23 protein-coding genes are annotated in these 21106 nt (G+C 55.0%); 17 read left to right on the top strand and 6 right to left on the bottom strand.

Translation table 11 applies throughout. From position 1 onward, the window contains the following. Positions 1-60: 60 nt before the first annotated feature. On the bottom strand, positions 61-330 hold the full coding sequence (locus IM295_RS09760; protein WP_032644970.1) for a DUF1435 domain-containing protein: 270 nt from the start codon (positions 328-330) through the stop codon (positions 61-63). Positions 331-546: 216 nt separating this feature from the next. Here IM295_RS09760 and IM295_RS09755 point away from each other — a divergent pair, with 216 nt between their 5' ends. Beyond that, entirely contained in the window at positions 547-1611 is a 1065-nt protein-coding gene (locus IM295_RS09755; RefSeq protein ID WP_193066618.1) for a GGDEF domain-containing protein, read from the top strand. A 94-nt stretch (positions 1612-1705) separates the two neighbouring features. Then, the gene (gene fhuF / locus IM295_RS09750) at positions 1706-2494 is read left to right on the top strand and encodes a siderophore-iron reductase FhuF (RefSeq protein WP_059357840.1); all 789 of its coding nucleotides are present in this window, start codon (positions 1706-1708) and stop codon (positions 2492-2494) included. Between the two features lie 96 nt (positions 2495-2590). Here the strand turns inward: fhuF and IM295_RS09745 are convergent, their stop codons facing one another. Further along, positions 2591-3937 (bottom strand): PTS sugar transporter subunit IIC, encoded by a 1347-nt coding sequence (locus IM295_RS09745; protein WP_028015425.1) that lies wholly within the window; start codon positions 3935-3937, stop codon positions 2591-2593. 328 nt (positions 3938-4265) lie between these two features. Here IM295_RS09745 and IM295_RS09740 point away from each other — a divergent pair, with 328 nt between their 5' ends. After that, entirely contained in the window at positions 4266-4724 is a 459-nt protein-coding gene (locus tag IM295_RS09740; protein ID WP_023331967.1) for a YbaK/EbsC family protein, read from the top strand. Between the two features lie 40 nt (positions 4725-4764). On the opposite strand, the gene bglJ is transcribed toward IM295_RS09740, so the two are convergent. Both bglJ and IM295_RS09730 read right to left on the bottom strand, forming a co-directional pair. Further along, entirely contained in the window at positions 4765-5400 is a 636-nt protein-coding gene (bglJ, locus tag IM295_RS09735; RefSeq protein WP_041911299.1) for a DNA-binding transcriptional activator BglJ, read from the bottom strand. Further along, entirely contained in the window at positions 5397-6134 is a 738-nt protein-coding gene (locus IM295_RS09730; protein ID WP_041911300.1) for a LuxR C-terminal-related transcriptional regulator, read from the bottom strand. The genes bglJ and IM295_RS09730 overlap by 4 nt, the downstream gene beginning before the upstream one ends. Positions 6135-6542: 408 nt before the next feature. On the opposite strand from IM295_RS09730, the gene IM295_RS09725 reads away from it, so the two are divergent. The 10 genes from IM295_RS09725 (at position 6543) to IM295_RS09680 (ending at position 14568) form a co-directional block, all read left to right on the top strand. Next, positions 6543-7319 carry a threonine/serine exporter ThrE family protein gene (locus IM295_RS09725; protein ID WP_193066617.1) on the top strand — a complete coding sequence of 259 codons (777 nt, stop codon included), beginning with the start codon at positions 6543-6545 and terminating at the stop codon, positions 7317-7319. Continuing rightward, on the top strand, positions 7310-7783 hold the full coding sequence (locus IM295_RS09720) for a threonine/serine exporter (protein WP_041911301.1): 474 nt from the start codon (positions 7310-7312) through the stop codon (positions 7781-7783). Before IM295_RS09725 ends, IM295_RS09720 begins: the two co-directional genes overlap by 10 nt. A gap of 67 nt (positions 7784-7850) precedes the next feature. After that, complete coding sequence (locus tag IM295_RS09715; protein WP_028015420.1) at positions 7851-8492, top strand: TetR family transcriptional regulator; 642 nt, start codon at positions 7851-7853, stop codon at positions 8490-8492. A 41-nt stretch (positions 8493-8533) separates the two neighbouring features. Continuing rightward, complete coding sequence (locus tag IM295_RS09710; RefSeq protein ID WP_028015419.1) at positions 8534-8986, top strand: MarR family winged helix-turn-helix transcriptional regulator; 453 nt, start codon at positions 8534-8536, stop codon at positions 8984-8986. 84 nt (positions 8987-9070) lie between these two features. Further along, a complete protein-coding gene (locus IM295_RS09705; RefSeq protein ID WP_013095463.1) occupies positions 9071-9499 on the top strand; it encodes an organic hydroperoxide resistance protein in 429 nt (142 codons plus the stop codon). A gap of 147 nt (positions 9500-9646) precedes the next feature. Then, a complete protein-coding gene (gene dnaT / locus IM295_RS09700; RefSeq protein ID WP_193066616.1) occupies positions 9647-10192 on the top strand; it encodes a primosomal protein DnaT in 546 nt (181 codons plus the stop codon). Further along, complete coding sequence (gene dnaC / locus IM295_RS09695) at positions 10189-10926, top strand: DNA replication protein DnaC (protein ID WP_028015417.1); 738 nt, start codon at positions 10189-10191, stop codon at positions 10924-10926. Before dnaT ends, dnaC begins: the two co-directional genes overlap by 4 nt. Positions 10927-11010: 84 nt before the next feature. Then, a complete protein-coding gene (locus IM295_RS09690; protein ID WP_048959799.1) occupies positions 11011-11493 on the top strand; it encodes a DUF2501 domain-containing protein in 483 nt (160 codons plus the stop codon). Positions 11494-11761: 268 nt separating this feature from the next. Continuing rightward, complete coding sequence (opgB, locus tag IM295_RS09685) at positions 11762-14053, top strand: phosphatidylglycerol--membrane-oligosaccharide glycerophosphotransferase (RefSeq protein ID WP_193066615.1); 2292 nt, start codon at positions 11762-11764, stop codon at positions 14051-14053. Beyond that, positions 14053-14568: a GNAT family N-acetyltransferase gene (locus IM295_RS09680; RefSeq protein WP_193066614.1), complete on the top strand. Its 516-nt coding sequence runs from the start codon at positions 14053-14055 to the stop codon at positions 14566-14568. The genes opgB and IM295_RS09680 overlap by 1 nt, the downstream gene beginning before the upstream one ends. A gap of 90 nt (positions 14569-14658) precedes the next feature. On the opposite strand, the gene tsr is transcribed toward IM295_RS09680, so the two are convergent. Both tsr and hpaR read right to left on the bottom strand, forming a co-directional pair. After that, a complete protein-coding gene (gene tsr / locus IM295_RS09675; protein ID WP_193066613.1) occupies positions 14659-16323 on the bottom strand; it encodes a methyl-accepting chemotaxis protein in 1665 nt (554 codons plus the stop codon). Positions 16324-16406: 83 nt separating this feature from the next. After that, positions 16407-16847, bottom strand: coding sequence for a homoprotocatechuate degradation operon regulator HpaR (gene hpaR, locus IM295_RS09670; protein WP_023334396.1), 441 nt, complete (start codon positions 16845-16847; stop codon positions 16407-16409). Between the two features lie 271 nt (positions 16848-17118). On the opposite strand from hpaR, the gene hpaG reads away from it, so the two are divergent. The 4 genes from hpaG to IM295_RS09650 are packed head-to-tail and all read left to right on the top strand — an operon-like array spanning position 17119 to position 21103. Further along, positions 17119-18396, top strand: coding sequence for a 4-hydroxyphenylacetate degradation bifunctional isomerase/decarboxylase (gene hpaG, locus IM295_RS09665; protein WP_193066612.1), 1278 nt, complete (start codon positions 17119-17121; stop codon positions 18394-18396). Further along, positions 18393-19859: a 5-carboxymethyl-2-hydroxymuconate semialdehyde dehydrogenase gene (hpaE, locus tag IM295_RS09660; RefSeq protein WP_045631049.1), complete on the top strand. Its 1467-nt coding sequence runs from the start codon at positions 18393-18395 to the stop codon at positions 19857-19859. The genes hpaG and hpaE overlap by 4 nt, the downstream gene beginning before the upstream one ends. Before the next feature lie 2 nt (positions 19860-19861). Next, complete coding sequence (gene hpaD / locus IM295_RS09655; protein WP_059357834.1) at positions 19862-20713, top strand: 3,4-dihydroxyphenylacetate 2,3-dioxygenase; 852 nt, start codon at positions 19862-19864, stop codon at positions 20711-20713. Positions 20714-20722: 9 nt separating this feature from the next. Beyond that, positions 20723-21103: a 5-carboxymethyl-2-hydroxymuconate Delta-isomerase gene (locus IM295_RS09650; RefSeq protein ID WP_063438163.1), complete on the top strand. Its 381-nt coding sequence runs from the start codon at positions 20723-20725 to the stop codon at positions 21101-21103. The last annotated feature ends 3 nt before the right edge of the window (positions 21104-21106 follow it).

The raw sequence follows: 21106 nt of genomic DNA, 5'->3' as shown, positions 1-21106 counted from the left end.
AGTCCCCCCCCTCGCACCAATTATCTTATCTCCCTTCTGTAATACCTCTTATTTTCCCTGTTATTTCAAACTCATCATTATCACCAGTATTGCGCTGACTAATGCGACGCATGATGGCAGTAACACATAATGGCGAAGGTGCTTATGCCAGATCATGCCTGACGTCATCAGCAGCCCTGACACAATGATGGCCTTCCAGCTTTCGATGGAGAGATCGGCAAACATCAAACCGCCAAGGATTACGCCCGGCAGCAATACTCCCCATGCACTTCCCAGCGCCCTGTTCAACATACATCGCCCTTTCATAACGATAATGATAAACAATATCATATGATAAAAATTATCATTTGTCAGCGCAGTGAAGCAAAAAAAATCGCCCTTTCTCCTTATGTAGAATGACAGAAATTTCCTAAGGTGATAAATTGCTCACCTGTTAACTACACATAAACTTTTTCTTATAATTACGCTTTGAGTTTTTTGCATAATTAAGTGCGAAACCACACCTATTCATCTGTTTTAATTAAGTTTTAATAAAAACGCACGACTATGACATCACAATCCTGGCGGTCTTTGGTTCAAAGAAAATATCAATTATCGTTACGTTTATTTTTATTTCTGAACGCAACGTCAGCCGTGTTCTCGGTAACAAACCCGCTCTATTCTGTACGCGTGTTTTCTGCCCCTCTGATTGCTATTTTCGCGATCAGTACTGGCCTGTTCATCTGGCACTGGAAAAAGCGCGCGCGGAAGATAAATATTCCTGCCGTTTCAGCAATCTTTGGTATTTTGTGGGCCTGGCAAATAGATTCGAAATTTTCGCTAATTACCCATGACCAGGCGATGTATTTGATAATAGCTTTACTCACGGTGCTTTTTATCGGAACACTGGCCTTCGCCAGTAATATCAAAGCATTTACGCTGCACTCGCTCCCCGCCTTTATTGTCTGCCTGTGGTTAAGTGACCAGGATATATGGCTAAGAATGTCCTATTCTTTCGCACTTCCTGTGGTGGCTATTGCTATTCATAACATTTTGCAACGGCGCAACGATCGCTTCGCCCAGGAGCTGCTCTCTCGCCTGCTGGAAGAACGGGAAACTCTGACCGATCTCAGTATGATGGACCCGCTAACCGGGCTCTATAATCGTCGCGGCCTGCAGAGCCGTCTGGAGAACCTGCCGGCGGTAGAAAACGGCGAACATTTTGTTCTTTTGATGGATATCGACCACTTCAAAGCCTATAACGACCATTATGGCCATATGATGGGTGACCAGGCGCTGAAGCGCGTCTCTGCGGCAATTCGTGATGCCGTCCGTTCGCGCGATATTGTGGCGCGTTTCGGTGGGGAAGAGTTCATGGTGCTGCTGACGAATATTTCACTTGAACACGCCCGCCATACGGCAGAGCGGATCCGTCAAAAAGTCTATGATTTGAAAATCCCCCATCTGTTCAACGAAAGCGTCGCCACCAATGTCACCATCAGCATCGGTATTGCCATTTTCGAAAACGAGGACGCGGAAAGCGCTCTGGAGAGAGCGGACAGAGCCCTCTATGAAGCAAAGCATTTAGGTCGCAATAACATTCTGCTGAGTGAAGAGCTACAAACCGCTTAAGCACGTCTTCGGTTAATCAGGACAAAAGTCTTGCCATTGGTATGAGCAATAGTTAGGATTGGCAATCATTATCATTTAGATTTCTATCTCAACTATGGCTACGCATACCGCACACATCGTTGAACCACTCCTCTGGCGAGCGCCCCTCACCAGCGGGAATGCGTCGCTTGCGGATGCCATACGGGACAAGATTGCTAAGACGCGCGCCCACCTGCTGGACTTTATCAGGCTTGATGAAGCGCCCCCGCACCACGCCATGACGCTCGCTGAGTGGCAGCAGCCCTCTACGCTGCAGTCGCTGCTTGCAACCTATTCCGACCATATCTATCGCAATCAGCCGAGCCTAACGCGGGAAAATAAACCTCTGCTTTCCCTATGGGCACAGTGGTATATCGGGCTGATGGTTCCCCCGCTCATGCTGGCGGTATTAACCCAAAAGAGCATGCTGGCGCTCTCCCCGGATCATTTTCACGTCGAGTTCCACGAAACTGGCCGAGCAGCCTGCTTCTGGATTGATCTGCACGAAGATCGCGGCGCAGAGCAGTTCTCTGCTCAGGAACGTCTGGAACAGCTTGTCATCCAGGCCCTGATCCCAGTGGTTGAGGCACTTGAAGCAACGGGCGAGATCAACGGGAAGCTTATCTGGAGTAATACCGGGTATTTAATTCACTGGTATTTAACAGAAATGAAGCCGCTGCTTGGCGATGAGAAAGTGGAGGCCCTGCGCCAGTCCTGCTTCTTTGCCAAACAGCTTTCCGATGGTCGCGATAATCCGTTATTCCGTACCGTTGTGCTCCGTGACGGGCTTCTGGTACGCCGTACCTGCTGCCAGCGCTATCGCCTGCCGGACGTTAAGCAGTGCGGGGATTGCACGCTGAAGTAGTGCAGTGAATTGCCCGGTGACGCTTCGCTTACCGGGCCTACAAAAACCTCGACTCGTAGGCCGGGTAAGGCGCAGCCACCACCCGGCACAACGTCTTTAAGCCACCTGCTGATTGTCCTCTTCCCCATTACGCTGTGCTTCTTCCGCTTCCTGCTCCAGCAGCTGCTTCTCGTACACTTTGAAGAACGGGTAGTAGATGATTGCCGACACGCAGGCCAGAACCACAACCAGGATAGCCGCGCGGAAATCCCAGCCCAGAGCCCATGCTGCGCCTATCGGCGCCGGTGCCGTCCAGGGGACGACTGAAATAACACGACCAATCAGATCAAACGTCATCGCCGCCCAGGCCAGCACGGCGTTAACCATCGGGGCTAGCAGGAACGGAATAAAGAACACCGGGTTCATTACAATCGGCGTACCGAAGATAACGGGTTCATTGATGTTGAAGAAGCTGGGCACCACGCTCAATCGGCCAATAGAGCGTAAATGCGCTGAACGGCTGCGCAGATAGCAAATCACCAGACCCATCGTCGCACCCGACCCGCCAATCACGATGAAGAACGTCCAGAAGGCTTCCATAAAAATATGTGGCAGAGGATGGCCGGCAGCCAGCGCGGTCTGGTTCGCTCCGAGGTTAGTCAGCCAGAACATCTGCAGCATCCCGGAGACAATAGCCGCCCCGTGGATCCCGGCGAACCACAGCAGGTGGCCAATCAACACCGCCAGCAGGATCGCGGGCAGTGAATCCGCCGCGGAAACAAGGGGCTTGAAGATGGACATAATTGCCTGCGGGATCAGCATGTCAAACTGAGACTGAATCACCAGGCTCAGCGGATAAAGCGTTAACACCACCACCAGCACCGGGATCAGCAGATCAAAGGAGTTTTTGATCATCGGCGGCACCTGGTCCGGCAGGCGAATACCGATGTTATGCGCCTTCAGGAAACGCATCATTTCAACGCAGTAAATCGCCACCAGAATGGCGGTAAAAATACCCGTTCCACCCAGGCTGTCGACGGGAAGCGTGCCTTTGGTTTTCGGGGCGGCAACCAGCAGAAACGCCATCAGCGACAGCATGGCGCACATGAACGGATCCAGCTGGTGCGTTTTGACATAATGTTTGCCAAGGTTATAGGCGATGGCCGCGCAGATATAAATGGACATAATGCCCATGGTCATATCAAACGGCGTCAGGATCTGGCCTTCAAACTGCTTCGCCATATCCAGCCAGGCGCGCGCGAAACCCCAGGTGGTATCAGGCGAAAACGGCGGGTAAGCAAACACTAATAAAAATGAACCCACAATCATGAACGGCATCGCAGAGATGAACCCATCACGGATAGCCATGACATGACGCTGGGACGAGATCCGCCCGGCAATCGGGCTCACGTAATTTTCAACGAAACGGAATATCAGATTAAACGCAGCATGGTTGGCAGACATGATTGATCTCCTGTCAGACGTTTATTACAGGCGCGCTCGCGCCGCACGTTGGTCCATAAATCAGCTTCACAACCTTGCTGGCTTGCGTACCAGCGGTACTGCTCAGACGAAATGGTTTCATAATTGGCTCTTATTATTGGATACAGAGGACGTTACATACTCAGTATTAATCTACGCATCATGCTCTGCAACCGGTTACTGTAACCGGTTTCTGTGATTGTGAAGAGGATCCAGAAATCAGCCATCCTGGATATTTGTTACTTAAGAGATATTTACAGAGCATAAATTCTTATGACAGATTACGCAGGATATTTGTCAGGAGGAAACAATGAGTTTGCAGTCCGTACAGCAGTTTTTTGCCGACAACGCGCCGGAAATAGAGGTAATAGAACTTAGCCAGAGTACGGCTACCGTTGCGCTGGCTGCTGCCGCCCACCGTGTAGAGCCGGGACAAATCGCCAAAACCCTATCGTTGAAGGTTAAAAATGAGGTGATTCTGGTGGTGGCGAAGGGTGATGCGCGTCTGGATAACAAAAAACTGAAAGACACGTTTGGCGCGAAAGCACGCATGCTCAGCAGTGATGAAGTGGTTACCGTGACGGGTCATCCCGTTGGTGGCGTCTGCCCGTTTGGGCTTGAAAACCCACTTGCGGTTTACTGCGATATCTCTTTAAAACAATACGCTGAAGTGCTCCCCGCCGCTGGCGCTATCCATAGTGCCGTACGTATTTCTCCGGACAGAATGGCAGAGCTGACTTCAGCAAAGTGGGTTGATGTGTGCATCTGAATGACGCGCCAGGGCATATCTGGCGCGCAAAAGGTACAGGTTACAAAAATGTCGGTTTGCTTAGCCCCACAGTTCTCGGTTCTCTAACCGGAAGATGGGTAAGAATATCCGCTGCATCAAGCAATCCTACGTCAGAATTCACCCCTAGCTTCACCATCGCATTAAACTTATGCGCGCGAATAGTCTTGATATTGCGTTCAAGCTGCGCCGCGATTTCGGGAATGGAATATCCGCATGACATATAACGTAAAATTGCTCTTTCCGTTGGGCTTAACATCCGGTTCTGACTGCAGTACCAGTGGTTAAGCATATTGTCATTAATGCGCAGCGTTTCGCTCAACAATACCACTAACTCCTTCAGCAGGTGTTCAAGGGTCACCGATTTACTGACCACACCGTGAAGACGTGAAGGCGAAAGATGGCTAATCAATCTCGCCTCCATCTCATCCGAGACCAGGATAATGCGCTGAATATGGCTATGCGTAAACGCGAGATCCCGCAGATGCGCCAGGCAGTTACGTCGTTCTTCTCGCGCATCGGAAAGCGAATAGATCAGCGAGAAAAAATTCACGTGTTGCAGTGCTTTCTTAAAGCCATCAAAATCATTAAACAGGTGCAGTTGATATTGGCTGAGTTCAGGCTGCGTAAAAAGATGCTGCAGCCCGACCGCACTCATCGAGCAATTTTCGATGATGGCGATATGTCTTGTTGAATCGGTTTTTTCCATTCCTCGAACTCTCCATAGGCTGACATTAAACTCAGCTCTCTCATTCCCTGTGTACTGTTGATCCAGGCGTACATATCGGCATTACTCCGCAATGAGAGCCTTCGCATCGCACTGTTTTTCTGCGCACTGATCGTTTTATTGCTCTTTTTAAGCAACGTAGCGATTTGGTTAATCCCCCACCCTTTGCCTAACAGGCGAAGCACCTTACGTTCTGAGTGCGTGAGCGCAATAAAGTGTTCGTCGTCATCCTCACTTTCCTCAGGTTCTGGGGTTAATAACGTCTGGCTTATCCGTTCTGCGCGTTCACTCCCTGCCCGGATAGCGTTAACGACACCTTCGATAGGTTCCATATCAGAAAGCAGCGTGCTTTCCGGCCGCATAAGCAGCTCAACGGCAATAGGGTAAAACGGCCGGGAGACCAAAAAGATCCAGTGGATTTCCCGGTACTGGTTCAGTAAGCGGTAATACTCTTCGAGCGTACCCCGTGGGTTCCTGTATTCGCCTGAAACGTCGGCGATAATCACATCTGCGCGGCGCAACTGAAGCAGGGTTAACTCCTGCAGTGAGCGGCAGTAGGTCAATTCAAAATCGGGGAAATGACGTGCCATCACGTCCCCTAACCCATTCTGCATGACGGGTATCCGGCTAATGACAACGCCATGCTTACCAGGCAACGACAACATAGACCCTCCGTGTCCATTTTCCTTCGGTGCGTCATGTAAAACACACCAAGGTATAAATATTTTCTTCCCTGAGTATAAAAAGATTAATACAAGCAGAAGATGAGATATGTTCTTAGTTTAGGAAATGCCTAAAACAGCGCTAATATCTCACAAAGCGCAAATCAATTTAATTGTGCAGACATTAAAATAACAACAAAATAAAATTAGAATTTCTAAATACAAATATTTTATTATTTCAAATTACTAATTCATCGTATTAATAAATTAATCCTGTAAGTCGTCGTGACGAGGGGGGTAACTGTTTGCATAAACCTTGATCTGACCCACAGCAAGAGCCACTGCACTTTGTGCTAAAAGTAGGCATTACGGGCCAACCGGCAACTATTCACCTTATCTTCGGGATAATACATGCAGGCAGATCGGTCAACGCAGCGTGCTATCACGCGGCTCTGTATTCAGTGCGGTCTTTTTCTGCTCCAGCACGGCGCGGAAAGCGCGCTGGTCGAGGAGCTCTCAACCCGGCTGGGGCTGGCGCTGGGGATGGACAGCGTTGAGAGCGCTATCTCGTCCAACGCCATTGTGCTGACCACCATTAAAGACGGGCAGTGTCTTACGTCCACCCGTAAAAACCACGACCGCGGCATTAATATGCACGTTGTAACCGAGGTCCAGCACATCGTCATCCTGGCTGAGCATAAGCTTCTCGATCTCAAGGAGATTGAAAAACGTTTTAACCAAATCAAGCCATTACGTTATCCACGCTGGCTGGTCGTGCTCATGGTGGGGCTGTCATGCGCCTGTTTTTGTAAGCTCAATAAAGGTGGCTGGGACGGCGCGATCGTCACCTTTTTCGCCAGCAGCATCGCCATGTACGTGCGCCAGCTGCTGACGCACCGGCAGCTGCACCCGCAAATTAACTTCTGCATTGCCGCGTTTGTTGCCACTACGGTGTCTGGCCTGCTGCTGCGCCTGCCGCAGTTTGCCGCTACCCCGACGATTGCGATGGCCGCCAGCGTGCTTCTGCTGGTGCCGGGCTTCCCGCTGATTAACGCCGTTGCCGACATGTTTAAAGGGCACATCAATACCGGGCTGGCACGCTGGGCTATCGCCAGCCTGCTGACGCTGGCGACCTGCATCGGCGTGGTGATGGCGATGACGCTGTGGGGGTTACGAGGATGGGCGTGATAGATTTTCTGCTGGCGCTGGCACAGGACATGGCCCTGGCGGCCATTCCTGCCGTCGGCTTTGCGATGGTATTTAACGTTCCGCAACGCGCTCTGCCGTGGTGTGCGCTGCTGGGCGCAATTGGCCACGGCTCGCGAATGGTGATGATGACGGCGGGCTTTAACATCGAATGGTCGACGTTTATCGCCTCTATGCTGGTCGGCAGCATTGGTATTCAGTGGTCGCGCTGGTATCTGGCGCATCCGAAAGTGTTCACCGTCGCCGCCGTTATCCCGATGTTCCCCGGCATATCTGCCTATACGGCGATGATTTCCGCGGTGAAAATCAGCCATTTTGGCTACACCGAGCCGCAGATGATCCTTCTCCTTAGCAACTTTCTTAAGGCGTCCTCCATCGTCGGTGCGCTCTCTATCGGGCTGTCAATACCCGGGCTATGGCTCTACCGCAAACGCCCGCGCGTTTGATATTTGTGTTATTTCGCTGCCGTGGAGATAATCTTTCTGGTCCGTTTGGTAAAAATAAGGAAAGGATGTGGCTAACTCTGGCAGCGAACACCCCGATCACAGTGAAGAATCGAGCCTGAAAGAGAAAATTTTTCAGAGCGCTATCGCGCTGTTTGCCGAATTTGGACTGAACGGCGCCCGCATGGAGCAGATCGCGGAGAAAGCAGGTACCACCAAACGCATGGTCGTTTACCATTTTAAAAACAAAGAAAATCTCTACCTGCTCGTCCTGGAGTACGTTTACACCCAAATTCGCGCTAGTGAAAAGGCGCTTAGCCTGGCGGATATGCCTCCCGTCGAAGCGCTGGTCCATCTGGTTGAAGCCACCTTTGACTATCATGCCGACCACCCGGATTACATCCGCATTATCTGCATGGAAAACATGCAGCGCGGCCGTTTTATGCAGCAGTCAAACTATCTGCGGCAGGTCAACCGCAGCGCGCTCGACCTGCTGGAAGGCATCCTGCGCCGGGGCAAAGAAAAACAGCTTTTCAGCCAGACGGTTGACGCCCGCGACCTTCACCGTCTGATCAGCAGCTTCAGCTTTCACTACGTTGCCAACAGCTACACCTTCACCCTGCTGTTTGAAGAGGGTGCAGACGAGCAGGCCCAGCGCCAGCACTACCGTAAAATGGCCGTTCAGGTGGCGCTGCGTTATACTTGCCCCTAAAATTGCTTGCAATTAAATCGTGCACAATCTATATTCATTTCATGAACGCAAAAACGAACGACACGACCGCTGCGCTCCTGCTGGATAACCAGCTCTGTTTTGCCCTCTACTCGGCAAATCTGGCGCTTAATAAGCTGTACCGGCAACTGCTGGCGCCGCTAAACCTGACTTACCCGCAATATCTGGTGATGCTGGTGCTGTGGGAGCAGGATGACGTGACGGTGTCGGACATCGGTGAACGGCTGTTCCTTGACTCCGCAACGCTGACGCCGCTTCTGAAGCGTCTGGAAAGCGCAGGGCTAATCAACCGCCACCGTTCGCGTAAAGATGAACGTCAGGTCGCCGTCACGCTGACTGAAGCCGGACGTGAACTTCAGCAGCAGGCACTGGGTATCCCACACGCGGTGGGGTGCGCCGCACAGTGTGATACCGACACCATGCTGGCGCTCAAGCAGCAGCTGGAACTTTTGCGACAACAGATTCAACGCGCGTAAGGCTATACTTTACGCGTTTTAATTCACCCATATACATCGCACGCTATTTAATAGCACATACAAAAGTAAGATGAGGAACCTGCCATGTCTTTAGAAAAAGTTGTTTATACCGCCAAAGCAAAAGCAACCGGGGGCCGTGACGGCCGCGCGACCTCTTCCGATGGCGTTCTGGACGTTAAACTGGGCGTGCCCAAAGAGATGGGCGGTATGGGTGGAGAAGTCACGAACCCTGAGCAGCTGTTTGCTGCGGGTTACTCTGCCTGCTTCCTGGGCGCGATGAAGTTTGTGGCGGCTCGCGACAAATTTACCCTGCCAAAAGAGGCGTTTATTGAAGGCGAAGTGGGTATCGGCCCGCTGCCGACCGGTTTTGGTATCGAAGCAAAACTGAATATCCACGTTGAAGGTATGGATCCTGCGGAAGCCAAAAAGCTGGTCGATGCGGCGCATATCGTTTGCCCGTACTCTAACGCGACCCGCGGCAACATCGACGTGACGCTGAATATCATCGCGTGATAACTGCCTGATGGCGCTGCGCTTTTCAGGCCTACGACTGTAGCCCCGGTAAGCGCAGCGCCACCGGGGAAATCCCCTCCATCCCCTCCCCTCTCTGTGCTACCATAAGCCCATATCACGCCCGTAGTAATCAGTTGAGTAAGCGTTATGTCCTCCAGAATTCTGACCACCAGCATTGCTGGCATTGATGCCTTTATGCGCGACCCACGCGGTGTGTTGATCCACGCCGAAGGCGGCACGGTTGCGGTTTTTGCCGACAACGCGCCGGCGTTTTACGCAATCACGCCGGAACGTCTGGCGCAGCTTCTGGAGATCGAAGCGCAGATGTCACGTCCGGCAAGCGACGTCACGCTGGATAACCAGTTTTTTGAAGAACCGGTTAATACCCCGCTAACCGTTCCGATGGGCAAATTTGTCCTGTACGCGGGCTGGCAGCCTGACGCAGATTTTCAGCGGCAGGCAGCATTGTGGGGCATTGCGTTAACTCAGCCAGCCACCGCGGAAGAGCTCGCCGCGTTTATCGCCTGGTGGCAGGCGGAAGGCAAAGTGTTCACCCACATTCAGTGGCAGCAAAAGCTCGCGCGTCATCTTCAAATTACCCGCGCCAGTAACAATAGCCAGCCTAAGCGCGATATCAACACGTTTTCAGAACCGGATAAACAGATCCCGAGTGGATTCCGAGGTGCGAAATGAAGAACGTCGGCGACCTGATGAAACGTCTCCAAAAGATGATGCCAGCCAACGTGAAGCCCGCCTTCACCACGGGTGAAGAGCTGCTGGCGTGGCAAAAGGAGCAAGGTAAAATTCGTGCCGCCGCGCTCGCCCGCGAAAACCGGGCAATGAAAATGCAGCGCACCTTTAACCGCTCCGGTATTCGTCCCCTGCATCAGAACTGCTCGTTTGATAACTATAAAATTGAGACCAGCGGGCAGATGAACGCGCTCGCCGCCGCGCGTCAGTACGTGGATGAATTTGACGGCAATATCGCCAGCTTCATTTTTAGCGGCAAGCCGGGCACAGGTAAAAACCACCTCGCGGCCGCCATCTGCAACGAACTGCTTCTGCGCGGTAAATCGGTCCTCATTATCACCGTGGCCGATATCATGTCCGCCATGAAAGACACCTTCAGCAACCGTGAAACCAGCGAAGAGCAGCTTCTTAACGATCTGAGCAATGTCGATCTACTGGTCATCGACGAGATTGGCGTTCAGACCGAATCCCGTTATGAAAAGGTCATCATTAACCAGATAGTCGATCGCCGCTCTTCGTCAAAACGTCCCACCGGGATGCTGACGAACCACAACATTGACGAGATGACCCGCTTACTGGGCGAACGCGTCATGGACCGCATGAAGCTGGGCAACAGTCTGTATGTCATTTTCGACTGGGACAGTTACCGCAGCCGCGTCACCGGCAAAGAGTATTAAGACAGTTCCAGGAATCGCCAGCAGGGCGCAGGTATATACTGGAACCCCTTCCGGCCCAAAACGGACCTTTTTGAGAAAGCCATTATGAAAAAACAGATTCTTATCAGCACCTTTTTAGGCGCGCTGCTGGTTACCGGCGCAGCACAAGCGGCTTCGTGGCAGGAGTCCCTGTCAAGCGCCGCGAATGAGCTGACCAAAGAGAGCAGCAGCGCCCAGGGCGGGCTCTCGGCCTCTTCTCTCACCAGCCTGCTGAGCAACAGTTCCCAGAGCCTGAGCGCGGGCACGATGAACAACGCGGCGGGGATTCTGGAATATTGCGCTAAGCAAAAGCTGGCCTCGGTGACCGACGCGCAAAACGTGAAAAACCAGGTGCTGGGTAAACTGGGTCTCGACACGCAGGAGCAAAAAGCGGACACCAGCTATATGGACGGCATTCAGGGCCTGCTTAACGCGCAAAACGGCCAACAGCTGAATCTGAGCACCCTCGGCAACTCCGCCCTGGCAAAACAGGTGAAAACCAAAGCCTGCGATCTGGTGCTGAAACAAGGCGTTAATTTCATCTCCTGATCCGCCCCATTTTCTGCCACAACACGCCGCGTTTAATGCGATAGGCTTGCATCGCGGCGTTAAACGAGCGTTTTACCTACCTGCCACCGTCTCAGCGTCCGTTTATCAGGATGCGACCATCCTCATAAAAACGATTTTATAAACCAAATCCTAACAACAGCACACTTTCGTGACACTAAAATTGCAGCTAAACGACATCGCCATTACATTGTCTTACCAAAAATAAACAGTTAGCCAGCGAAGCACCTGGCGTCATGAGGATATGCTGTTGTCAGAATTCATCTCTCTTATCCTTTTTCTGGCTTCCGTCGGCGTTTATGCCTGGAAAGCCGGCCGTAACACCTGGTGGTTTATCGCCACGCTGGTGGTGCTCGGCATTTTTATCGTTTTAAACATTACCTTATACGCCAGCGATTACTTCACCGGCGACGGCATTAACGATGCTGTACTCTACACCCTGACGAACAGCCTGACGGGCGCGGGAGTAGGTAAATATATCCTTCCGGGGCTGGGACTGATCGTGGCGCTGGTGACGATTTTCGGCGCGCTCGCCTGGGTGCTGCGCCGCCGTCGCCATCTTCCTCACCATCATGGCTACAGCCTGCTGGCGCTTTTCCTGGCGCTGGCCTCCGTCGACGCCAGCCCCGCGTTTCATCAGATCACCGAGCTTGTAAAATCCCAGTCGCGCGACGGCGATCCGGACTTCGTGGCCTACTATAAAGAGCCGTCGAAAACGATCGCCAACCCGAAGCTCAATCTGGTCTACATCTACGGTGAAAGCCTGGAGCGCACCTACTTTGATAACGATGCGTTTCCGAACCTCACGCCGGAACTGGGCGCGCTGAAAAACGAAGGTCTCGATTTCAGCCACACCGTGCAGTTACCCGGCACGGATTACACTATCGCCGGGATGGTGGCCTCCCAGTGCGGTATCCCGCTGTTCGCACCTTTTGAAGGCAACGCCTCCGCCTCGATGTCGACGTTCTTCCCGCAGAATATTTGCCTGGGCGATATACTGAAAAACTCCGGCTATGAAAACTACTTTATGCAGGGAGCAAACCTGCGCTTTGCCGGAAAAGATGTGTTCCTGAAATCCCACGGTTTTGACCACCTGTATGGCTCAGAAGAGTTAAAAACGACGGTTGCCGATCCCACCTACCGCAACGACTGGGGCTTCTATGACGATACGGTGCTGGACGAAACCTGGAAGAAATTCGAGGAACTTTCCCGCGCCGGGAAGCGTTTTTCTCTCTTTGCGCTGACGGTAGATACGCACCATCCGGACGGGTTCGTCTCGCGCACCTGTAAGCGAAAAAGCTATGACGTGGACGGCAAAAACAACAAGTCTTTCAGTGCGGTGACCTGTAGCCAGGAGCACATCGCCGCGCTGGTCGAGAAAATCAAAGCCTCACCCTGGTTTAAAAACACCGTCATCGTCGTATCGTCTGACCATCTGGCAATGAAAAACAGCGCGTGGGACCAGCTCAGCAAGCAGGATCGCAGCAACCTGTTCTTCGTGCTGCGCGGCGACCAGCCACAGCAGGAGTTAATCGCCACCAAACGCAACTCCATGGATAACGGCGCAACCGTGCTGGACATTCTGGGGGGCGACAACTTTATTGGCCTTGGACGCAGCACGCTGTCGGGGCAATCCCTGTCGGAAGTGTTCCTCAACATGAAGGAGAAAATCCTCGCCTGGAAGCCCGACATCATCCGCCTGTGGAATTTCCCGAAAGAGATGAAAGACTTCACCGTCGATCGGGATAAAAACACCGTTGCCTTCTCCGGCAGCAATTTCCGCCTGCCGCTGCTGGTGCGCGTGTCGGATAGTCGCGTCGAACCGCTGCCGGAAAGCGAGTATTCCGCGCCGCTGCGCTTCCAGCTGGCCGATTTCGCCCCTCGCGATAACTTCGTCTGGATTGACCGGTGTTACAAAATGGGTCAGCTCTGGTCGCAGCCGCTGGCGCTCTCTACGGACTGGTGCGTCTCTCAGGGCCAGCTTGGCGGGGAGCAAACCGTGCAGCATGTCGACAAAGCCCAGTGGAAAGGCAAAACCGCCTTTAAAGATACGGTGATTGATACGGCTCGCTATCAGCACAACATCGACATGCTGAAAATCGTCGACAACGACATCCGCTATAAAGCGGACAGCTTTATCTTTAACGTGGCCGGCGCGCCCGAAGAGGTGAAGCAGTTTAGCGGCATCTCCCGTCCGGAGTCGTGGGGACGCTGGTCAAACGCGCAGCTGGGCAACGAGGTGAAAATTGAGTACACCCATCCGCTGCCAGAACAATTTGATCTGGTGATCACGGCCAGGGCGTACGGGCCTAACGCGAATAAACCCGTACCGGTGCGCGTGGGCGATCAAGAGCAGACGCTTACGCTTGGAAATGACGTAAGCACTCACACCCTGCATTTTGAGAATCCATCGCGCAGCAGTACCCTGGTGATTGTGCCGCCAGACCCGCAGTCCACCAATGAAGGAAATATTCTCGGCCATTCACCGCGCCAGCTCGGGATCGGCATGGTTGAAATTAAAATCGTGAGTCGCGCAGGCTAATGGTCACCCTTAACCTCACCGTTCGGCCCACACATTCCGACGACGTTGCCGCCCTGCCCGCCATTGAGCGCGCGGCGGGCGAGCGTTTTCGTGACTACCCCGACCTCGCCTGGCTTGCCGATGGCGAGGTCATTTCCGCTGAACAGCATCTCGACTATGCCGAACGGGGGCTAAGCTGGCTTGCGCAGGCGAACGACAGTCCCGTGGGGTTTATTCTCACTGAAGCGCACCCTTCGTCGCTGTTTATTGTGGAGCTCTCGGTCGATCTGGCCTGGCAGGGAAAAGGGATCGGTCGGCAGCTCATCGCCTGTGCGGCTGACCATGCCCGCCAAATGGGGCTGAGATCGCTGACGTTGACGACGTTCCGGGACGTGCCGTGGAATGCGCCCTTCTATGCGCGGCTGGGGTTTGAAATGATGACGAGGCTGACGCCTGAATTGCGTGAAAAACGCGAAGAAGAGACGGCGCACGGTTTAGCGTATGACTCCCGCTGCGCCATGCGCCTGCCGCTTTGATATCGCCCGGTGGCGCTTCGCTTACCGGGCCTACAACAAGCTTCCGTTGGCCGGGTAAGGCGTAGCCGCCACCCGGCACAACGCGCTGGATCAGAACGTTTCCCAGTTATCGCCCGCGTCCGCCGTCGCGACTTTACGCGACATCACCGGCGCGGCAACGCTTTTCGCGGCAGCGAACTCGCGCGCCTTCATCTGCTCCTGTTGAATGCGGAACACGGCCACGGCCTGCGTCAGACGGCTCGCCTGCTCTTCCAGCGCCGCCGCCGCTGCGGCTGACTCTTCCACCAGCGAGGCGTTCTGCTGGGTCACGCGGTCCATCTCTGCCACCGCCAGGCCCACCTGGTCGATACCGCGGCTCTGCTCGTCGGACGCAGAGGCAATCTCGCCCATGATATCGGTCACGCGGGTCACCGCGTTCACGATCTCACCCATGGTTTCACCGGCGCTTTCCACCAGCGTTGAACCCACTTCCACGCGTCCCACGGAGTCTTCAATCAGGCTCTTGATCTCACGTGCTGCCTGAGCGCTGCGCTGGGCCAGGTTACGCACTTCCCCTGCCACCACCGCAAATCCACGGCCCTGTTCGCCCGCACGCGCCGCTTCTACCGCCGCATTCAGCGCCAGGATGTTGGTCTGGAAGGCAATGCCGTCGATCACGCTGATGATATCGGCAATTTTCTGCGAACTGCCCGCGATGTCGCGCATGGTTTGCACCACGTTGTCCACCACCTTGCCACCCTTCTGCGCGGTTTCAGACGCGCTTAGCGCCAGGTGGCTCGCCTGACGGGCGTTCTCGGCGTTCTGCTTAACGGTCGCCGTCAGCTGCTCCATGCTGGCAGCGGTCTCTTCCAGTGAAGCGGCCTGCTGTTCAGTACGGGAAGAGAGGTCGTTATTGCCCATCGCGATTTCGCTCGCGCCGCTATAGATAGCGTTCGCGCCGTTACGCACGTCGCCCACGGTACGCACCAGTTCGCCCTGCATATGACGCAGCGAGTCGGCCAGTTCGCCCATCTCGTTAGAGCCTTCCACGTCGATGCGCTTCACCAGGTCGCCGCTGGCGATGTGGCGGATATTGTCAATGAGACGCGTCAGCGGAGAGATCAGCGCCTGCTTGATACCCAGCCAGACGGCCACGATCACCACCAGCACGGCAACCAGCACGCTGATCAGCACCCAGATAGCCTGAGTGTAAGAGCTGTTGCTGTCTTCAACCGCCATCTGGTACAGCTTGTCGTTCTGCTGCAGGTAGCTCACGTACTGCTTCTCGAATCCATCCTGGTAGCTCTGGGTCGGCTGGTCGAAGAAGGCGTTGATTTGGCCCGCCCCCAGCAGCTGAATTAGCTCAGCCAGCGCACCGTGGTAGATATCGTAGTTACGTTTTATTTCCAGCGCAGCGGCGTCGCTCTGACGCGGGTCGCGCGGCAGGGCTTCATAGTCAGCCCAGTTTTTTTCCGCCTGTTTCAGCGAGGCAGACGCAATCTGCATCAGATCGTTAACGGTCGCGCCGCTGCCGATATTGTTCTGATCCATCATGTAGCGGATGCCCGCGCGGTTCAGGGTATTACGGGTTTGCAGCAGCGCAACCCAGCTCCCGTTAAGGGTGGATTGTTGCTGACGAATGGTTTGCAGGACGGTGAAATTCTCTTTGTCATTCTTCAGAGCATTAAAGAAAAGACCACCGGATGTGAGTTGTAAAAGGCCAAATATCGCTAAAACCAGCATTAAGCTGGTGACAATCTTGATACGGTTTAACATGTTTTCTCTTTCCTCAGACAGATACAGAATTTTCGGCCTGGAAAGGGAAAACTTTACGAAAATCATCCTGGAATTTGTGGTTTTTACTCTTCTTCCCGCGCTGCGTTATGCCGGTTTCCGAGTTCAATAAACTCTTCCAGCAGCGCCGTCAGCTGCTTCATCTTCTCCGGCGTGTATTCCGCCTCAATCTGCTGATACGCCTCTTCCACCTGCGCCTGGGCGTGCTCGTACAGCGCATTTCCCTCTTTGGTCAGCGACACGTACAGCTTGCGCTGGTCGTTCACCGGCTTTAAGCGCAGCACCAGGCCGTCGCGCTCCATGCGCGTCAGAATGCCGGTCAGGCTCGGGCGCAGAATACAGGTGCGAAACGCCAGATCGTGAAAATCCATCGACGGATGTTCAGCCAGCACGCGCACGATGCGCCACTGCTGCTCGGTGAGGTTATGCCGCTTCACAATCGGACGGAAGTACGACATCGCCGCTTCCCGCGCCTGCAAAAGCGCGATGGTTAATGAATCATGCATAGCCTCTCCCCTTCACATCATTAACAAGTAAACGAATCATAAAAGATGTTTTTATAAACAACACGTTTCCTGCCAGAAAGTCTAACAGAAACCATTCGTTTTTATTAATCCACTGATTTACATAGGATTAAAATCCATAATGTAAATTTATTGTTATTCATATCACAAATTCTTCACTTCTGATTGCGAAATAAACAGCAAAAGCATAAAAACAGATCATTAACATATTAATGAAATCATAACCCGGACCGTCGGGGTGAGGAGTAGGTGAATGAAAGGTACCGTATTTGCCGTCGCGCTGAACCACCAGAGTCAGCAAGAAGCCTGGGCTGAGGCGTTTGAAAAAGCCCCTTACAACACGCCGCCAAAAACGCCGGTGTGGTTTATCAAACCGCACAACACGGTGATTCGCGCGGGCGAGCCCATTCCTTTCCCGCAAGGGGAAACGGTGTTAAGCGGCGCGACGGTGGCGCTGGTTGTGGGTAAAACCGCCAGCAGGGTGCGCGTAGAAGACGCCGCGGCCTACATCGCCGGGTACGCGCTGGCCAACGAGGTGAGCCTGCCGGAAGAGAGCTTCTACCGCCCGGCCATTAAGGCCAAATGCCGGGACGGCTTTTGCCCGCTTGGCGAGCTGGCCGCCGTTGATAACGTCGACAACCTGACCATCATCACCGAGATCAACGGCCGCGAAGCGGACCACTGGAACACCGCCGATCTGCAGCGCAGCGCCGCCGAACTGCTGAGCGCCCTGAGCGAATTCGCCACCCTCAATCCCGGTGATGCGATCCTGCTCGGCACGCCGCAAAGCCGCGTGAAGATCCGCCCGGGCGATCGCGTGCGGGTTCTGGCGGAAGGTTTCCCGCCGCTGGAAAACCCGGTGGTGAACGAGCGCGACGTTGCCCTTTCCCACCGCAAGCCTGAACACGCCACGCTGTTCGCCCTCGGTCTTAACTACGCCGATCATGCCAGCGAGCTGGACTTCAAGCCGCCCACCGAGCCGCTGGTGTTTATCAAAGCGCCGAACACCTTCAATGGCGACAACCAGACCTCGGTGCGCCCGAACAATATCGAATACATGCACTACGAGGCGGAGCTGGTGGTGGTCATCGGTAAAACCGCGCGTAAGGTGAGCGAAGCCGAGGCGATGGAGTATGTCGCGGGCTACACGGTCTGCAACGACTACGCCATCCGCGACTACCTGGAAAATTACTACCGCCCGAACCTGCGGGTCAAAAGCCGCGACGGATTAACCCCCATCAGCCCGAACATCGTGCCGAAAGAAGCCATTCCTGATCCGCATAACTTAACCCTGCGCACCTTCGTCAACGGCGAACTGCGTCAGGAAGGCACCACCGCCGATCTCATTTTCAGCATTCCTTACCTGATTGCGTATCTGAGCGATTTTATGACCCTACAGCCGGGCGACATGATCGCCACCGGCACGCCGAAGGGGCTGTCCGACGTGGTGCCGGACGATGAAGTAGTGGTGGAAGTGGAAGGCGTGGGCCGCCTGGTGAACCGGATTGTCAGCGAGGAGACTGCAAAATGAAAAAGATTAACCACTGGATCAACGGTAAAAACGTCGCCGGAAGCGAGTACTTCCATACCACTAACCCGGCCTCCGGCGAGGTATTAGCGGAAGTCGCCTCCGGCGGTGAAGCGGAAATTCATCAGGCCGTTGCCGCCGCTAAAGAGGCGTTCCCGAAATGGGCCAACCTGCCGATGAAGGAGCGCGCGCGCCTGATGCGTCGCCTGGGGGATCTGATCGACCAGAACGTGCCCGAGATCGCCGCCATGGAAACCGCCGACACCGGCCTGCCGATCCACCAGACCAAAAATGTGCTCATCCCGCGCGCCTCGCACAACTTCGAGTTCTTCGCCGAGGTGTGCCAGCAGATGAACGGCAAAACCTACCCGGTTGACGACAAAATGCTCAACTACACGCTGGTGCAGCCGGTGGGCGTCTGCGCGCTGGTGTCGCCGTGGAACGTGCCGTTTATGACCGCCACCTGGAAGGTCGCGCCGTGCCTGGCGCTGGGCAACACCGCGGTGCTGAAGATGTCTGAACTCTCGCCGCTGACCGCCGACCGTCTGGGCGAGCTGGCGCTGGAGGCGGGCATTCCGGCGGGCGTGCTGAACGTGGTGCAGGGCTACGGGGCGACGGCAGGCGACGCGCTGGTGCGCCACCACGACGTGCGCGCCGTCTCCTTCACAGGCGGCACCGCCACCGGGCGCAACATCATGAAAAACGCCGGGCTGAAGAAATATTCCATGGAGCTGGGCGGCAAATCCCCGGTGCTGATTTTTGAAGATGCGGACATCGAGCGCGCGCTGGACGCCGCCCTGTTCACCATCTTCTCCATCAACGGCGAGCGCTGCACTGCGGGCTCGCGCATCTTCATCCAGCAGAGCATCTACCCGGAGTTCGTCAAGCGCTTCGCCGAACGCGCCAATCGCCTGCGCGTGGGCGATCCGACCGATCCGAACACCCAGATTGGCGCGCTCATCAGCCAGCAGCACTGGGAGAAAGTCTCCGGCTATATCCGCCTCGGCATCGAGGAAGGCGCCACCCTGCTGGCGGGCGGCCCGGACAAACCGGTCGATCTGCCTGCACACCTGAAAGGCGGCAACTTCCTGCGCCCGACGGTGCTGGCGGACGTCGACAACCGCATGCGCGTGGCGCAGGAGGAGATCTTCGGGCCGGTGGCCTGCCTGCTGCCGTTTAAGGACGAAGCGGAAGGGCTGCGGCTGGCCAACGACGTGGAGTACGGCCTGGCGTCATACATCTGGACCCAGGACGTCAGCAAGGTGCTCCGTCTGGCGCGCAGCATTGAAGCGGGCATGGTGTTCGTCAACACCCAGAACGTGCGCGACCTGCGCCAGCCGTTTGGCGGCGTGAAGGCCTCCGGCACCGGGCGCGAGGGCGGCGAGTACAGCTTTGAAGTGTTCGCGGAGATGAAGAACGTCTGCATCTCCATGGGCGACCATCCGATTCCAAAATGGGGGATCTGACAATGGGCAAGCTAGCGTTAGCGGCAAAAATCACCCACGTGCCGTCGATGTACCTTTCCGAGCTGCCGGGGAAAAACCACGGCTGCCGCCAGTCGGCCATCGACGGGCATAAAGAGATCGGCAAGCGCTGCCGCGAGCTGGGCGTGGACACCATCATCGTGTTCGACACCCACTGGCTGGTAAACAGCGCGTACCACATCAACTGTGCGGATCATTTTTCAGGCGTCTACACCAGCAACGAGCTGCCTCACTTTATCCGCGACATGACCTACGACTACGACGGCAACCCGGAGCTCGGGCAGCTGATCGCCGACGAAGCGGTGAAGCTCGGCGTGCGCGCCAAGGCGCACAACATCCCGAGCCTCAAGCTGGAGTACGGCACGCTGGTGCCGATGCGCTACATGAACGCGGATAAGCACTTCAAAGTGATCTCCATCTCGGCGTTCTGCACGGTTCACGATTTCGCCGACAGCCGCAGGCTGGGCGAGGCCATCGTCAGCGCCATCGAAAAGTACGACGGCACCGTGGCGGTGCTCGCCAGCGGCTCGCTGTCGCACCGCTTTATCGACGACCAGCGTGCGGAAGAAGGGATGAACAGCTACACCCGCGAGTTCGACCGTCAGATGGACGAGCGGGTGGTCAAGCTGTGGCGCGAAGGCCAGTTTAAAGAGTTTTGCAGCATGCTGCCGGAGTACGCCGACTACTGCTACGGCGAGGGCAACATGCACGACACGGTGATGCTATTGGGGATGCTCGGCTGGGACCGCTATGACGGCAAGGTGGAGTTTCTCACCGAGCTGTTCGCCAGCTCCGGCACCGGCCAGGTCAACGCCGTTTTCCCGCTGCCCGCATAAGGAGTCGTTATGCCGCACTTTATTGCTGAATGTACCGACAACATCCGCGCGCAGGCCGACCTGCCGGGGCTGTTCGCCAAAGTGAACGAGGCGCTGGCCGCCACGGGGATCTTCCCGCTCGGCGGCATCCGCAGCCGCGCCCACTGGCTGGACACCTGGCAGATGGCGGACGGTAAGCATGATTACGCCTTTGTGCATATGACGCTGAAGATCGGCGCCGGGCGAAGCCTGGAGAGCCGGGAAGCCGTGGGGGAGATGCTGTTTGCGCTGATCAAAACCCACTTCGCGGAGCTGATGGCGGAGCGCTATCTGGCGCTGTCGTTCGCCATGGAAGAACTCGATCCGACGCTCAACTACAAACAAAACAACGTGCACGCGTTGTTTAAGTAGCCG

The organism is Enterobacter cloacae complex sp. P14RS, from assembly GCF_014895895.1.
Lineage (GTDB): Bacteria > Pseudomonadota > Gammaproteobacteria > Enterobacterales > Enterobacteriaceae > Enterobacter > Enterobacter bugandensis.
Note: the sequence above shows the minus strand (reverse complement) of the source record. Positions and strands in the feature narration are given on the sequence as shown.

Excerpts from the sequence above, each read along its gene's own strand:
- IM295_RS09760 (WP_032644970.1), bottom strand. The coding sequence starts at position 330 with ATGATATTGTTTATCATTATCGTTATGAAAGGGCGATGTATGTTGAAC.
- IM295_RS09755 (WP_193066618.1), top strand. The coding sequence starts at position 547 with ATGACATCACAATCCTGGCGGTCTTTGGTTCAAAGAAAATATCAATTA.
- fhuF (WP_059357840.1), top strand. The coding sequence starts at position 1,706 with ATGGCTACGCATACCGCACACATCGTTGAACCACTCCTCTGGCGAGCG.
- IM295_RS09745 (WP_028015425.1), bottom strand. The coding sequence starts at position 3,937 with ATGTCTGCCAACCATGCTGCGTTTAATCTGATATTCCGTTTCGTTGAA.
- IM295_RS09740 (WP_023331967.1), top strand. The coding sequence starts at position 4,266 with ATGAGTTTGCAGTCCGTACAGCAGTTTTTTGCCGACAACGCGCCGGAA.
- bglJ (WP_041911299.1), bottom strand. The coding sequence starts at position 5,400 with ATGAGTGCGGTCGGGCTGCAGCATCTTTTTACGCAGCCTGAACTCAGC.
- IM295_RS09730 (WP_041911300.1), bottom strand. The coding sequence starts at position 6,134 with ATGTTGTCGTTGCCTGGTAAGCATGGCGTTGTCATTAGCCGGATACCC.
- IM295_RS09725 (WP_193066617.1), top strand. The coding sequence starts at position 6,543 with ATGCAGGCAGATCGGTCAACGCAGCGTGCTATCACGCGGCTCTGTATT.
- IM295_RS09720 (WP_041911301.1), top strand. The coding sequence starts at position 7,310 with ATGGGCGTGATAGATTTTCTGCTGGCGCTGGCACAGGACATGGCCCTG.
- IM295_RS09710 (WP_028015419.1), top strand. The coding sequence starts at position 8,534 with ATGAACGCAAAAACGAACGACACGACCGCTGCGCTCCTGCTGGATAAC.
- IM295_RS09705 (WP_013095463.1), top strand. The coding sequence starts at position 9,071 with ATGTCTTTAGAAAAAGTTGTTTATACCGCCAAAGCAAAAGCAACCGGG.
- dnaT (WP_193066616.1), top strand. The coding sequence starts at position 9,647 with ATGTCCTCCAGAATTCTGACCACCAGCATTGCTGGCATTGATGCCTTT.
- dnaC (WP_028015417.1), top strand. The coding sequence starts at position 10,189 with ATGAAGAACGTCGGCGACCTGATGAAACGTCTCCAAAAGATGATGCCA.
- IM295_RS09690 (WP_048959799.1), top strand. The coding sequence starts at position 11,011 with ATGAAAAAACAGATTCTTATCAGCACCTTTTTAGGCGCGCTGCTGGTT.
- IM295_RS09680 (WP_193066614.1), top strand. The coding sequence starts at position 14,053 with ATGGTCACCCTTAACCTCACCGTTCGGCCCACACATTCCGACGACGTT.
- tsr (WP_193066613.1), bottom strand. The coding sequence starts at position 16,323 with ATGTTAAACCGTATCAAGATTGTCACCAGCTTAATGCTGGTTTTAGCG.
- hpaR (WP_023334396.1), bottom strand. The coding sequence starts at position 16,847 with ATGCATGATTCATTAACCATCGCGCTTTTGCAGGCGCGGGAAGCGGCG.
- hpaG (WP_193066612.1), top strand. The coding sequence starts at position 17,119 with ATGAAAGGTACCGTATTTGCCGTCGCGCTGAACCACCAGAGTCAGCAA.
- hpaE (WP_045631049.1), top strand. The coding sequence starts at position 18,393 with ATGAAAAAGATTAACCACTGGATCAACGGTAAAAACGTCGCCGGAAGC.
- hpaD (WP_059357834.1), top strand. The coding sequence starts at position 19,862 with ATGGGCAAGCTAGCGTTAGCGGCAAAAATCACCCACGTGCCGTCGATG.
- IM295_RS09650 (WP_063438163.1), top strand. The coding sequence starts at position 20,723 with ATGCCGCACTTTATTGCTGAATGTACCGACAACATCCGCGCGCAGGCC.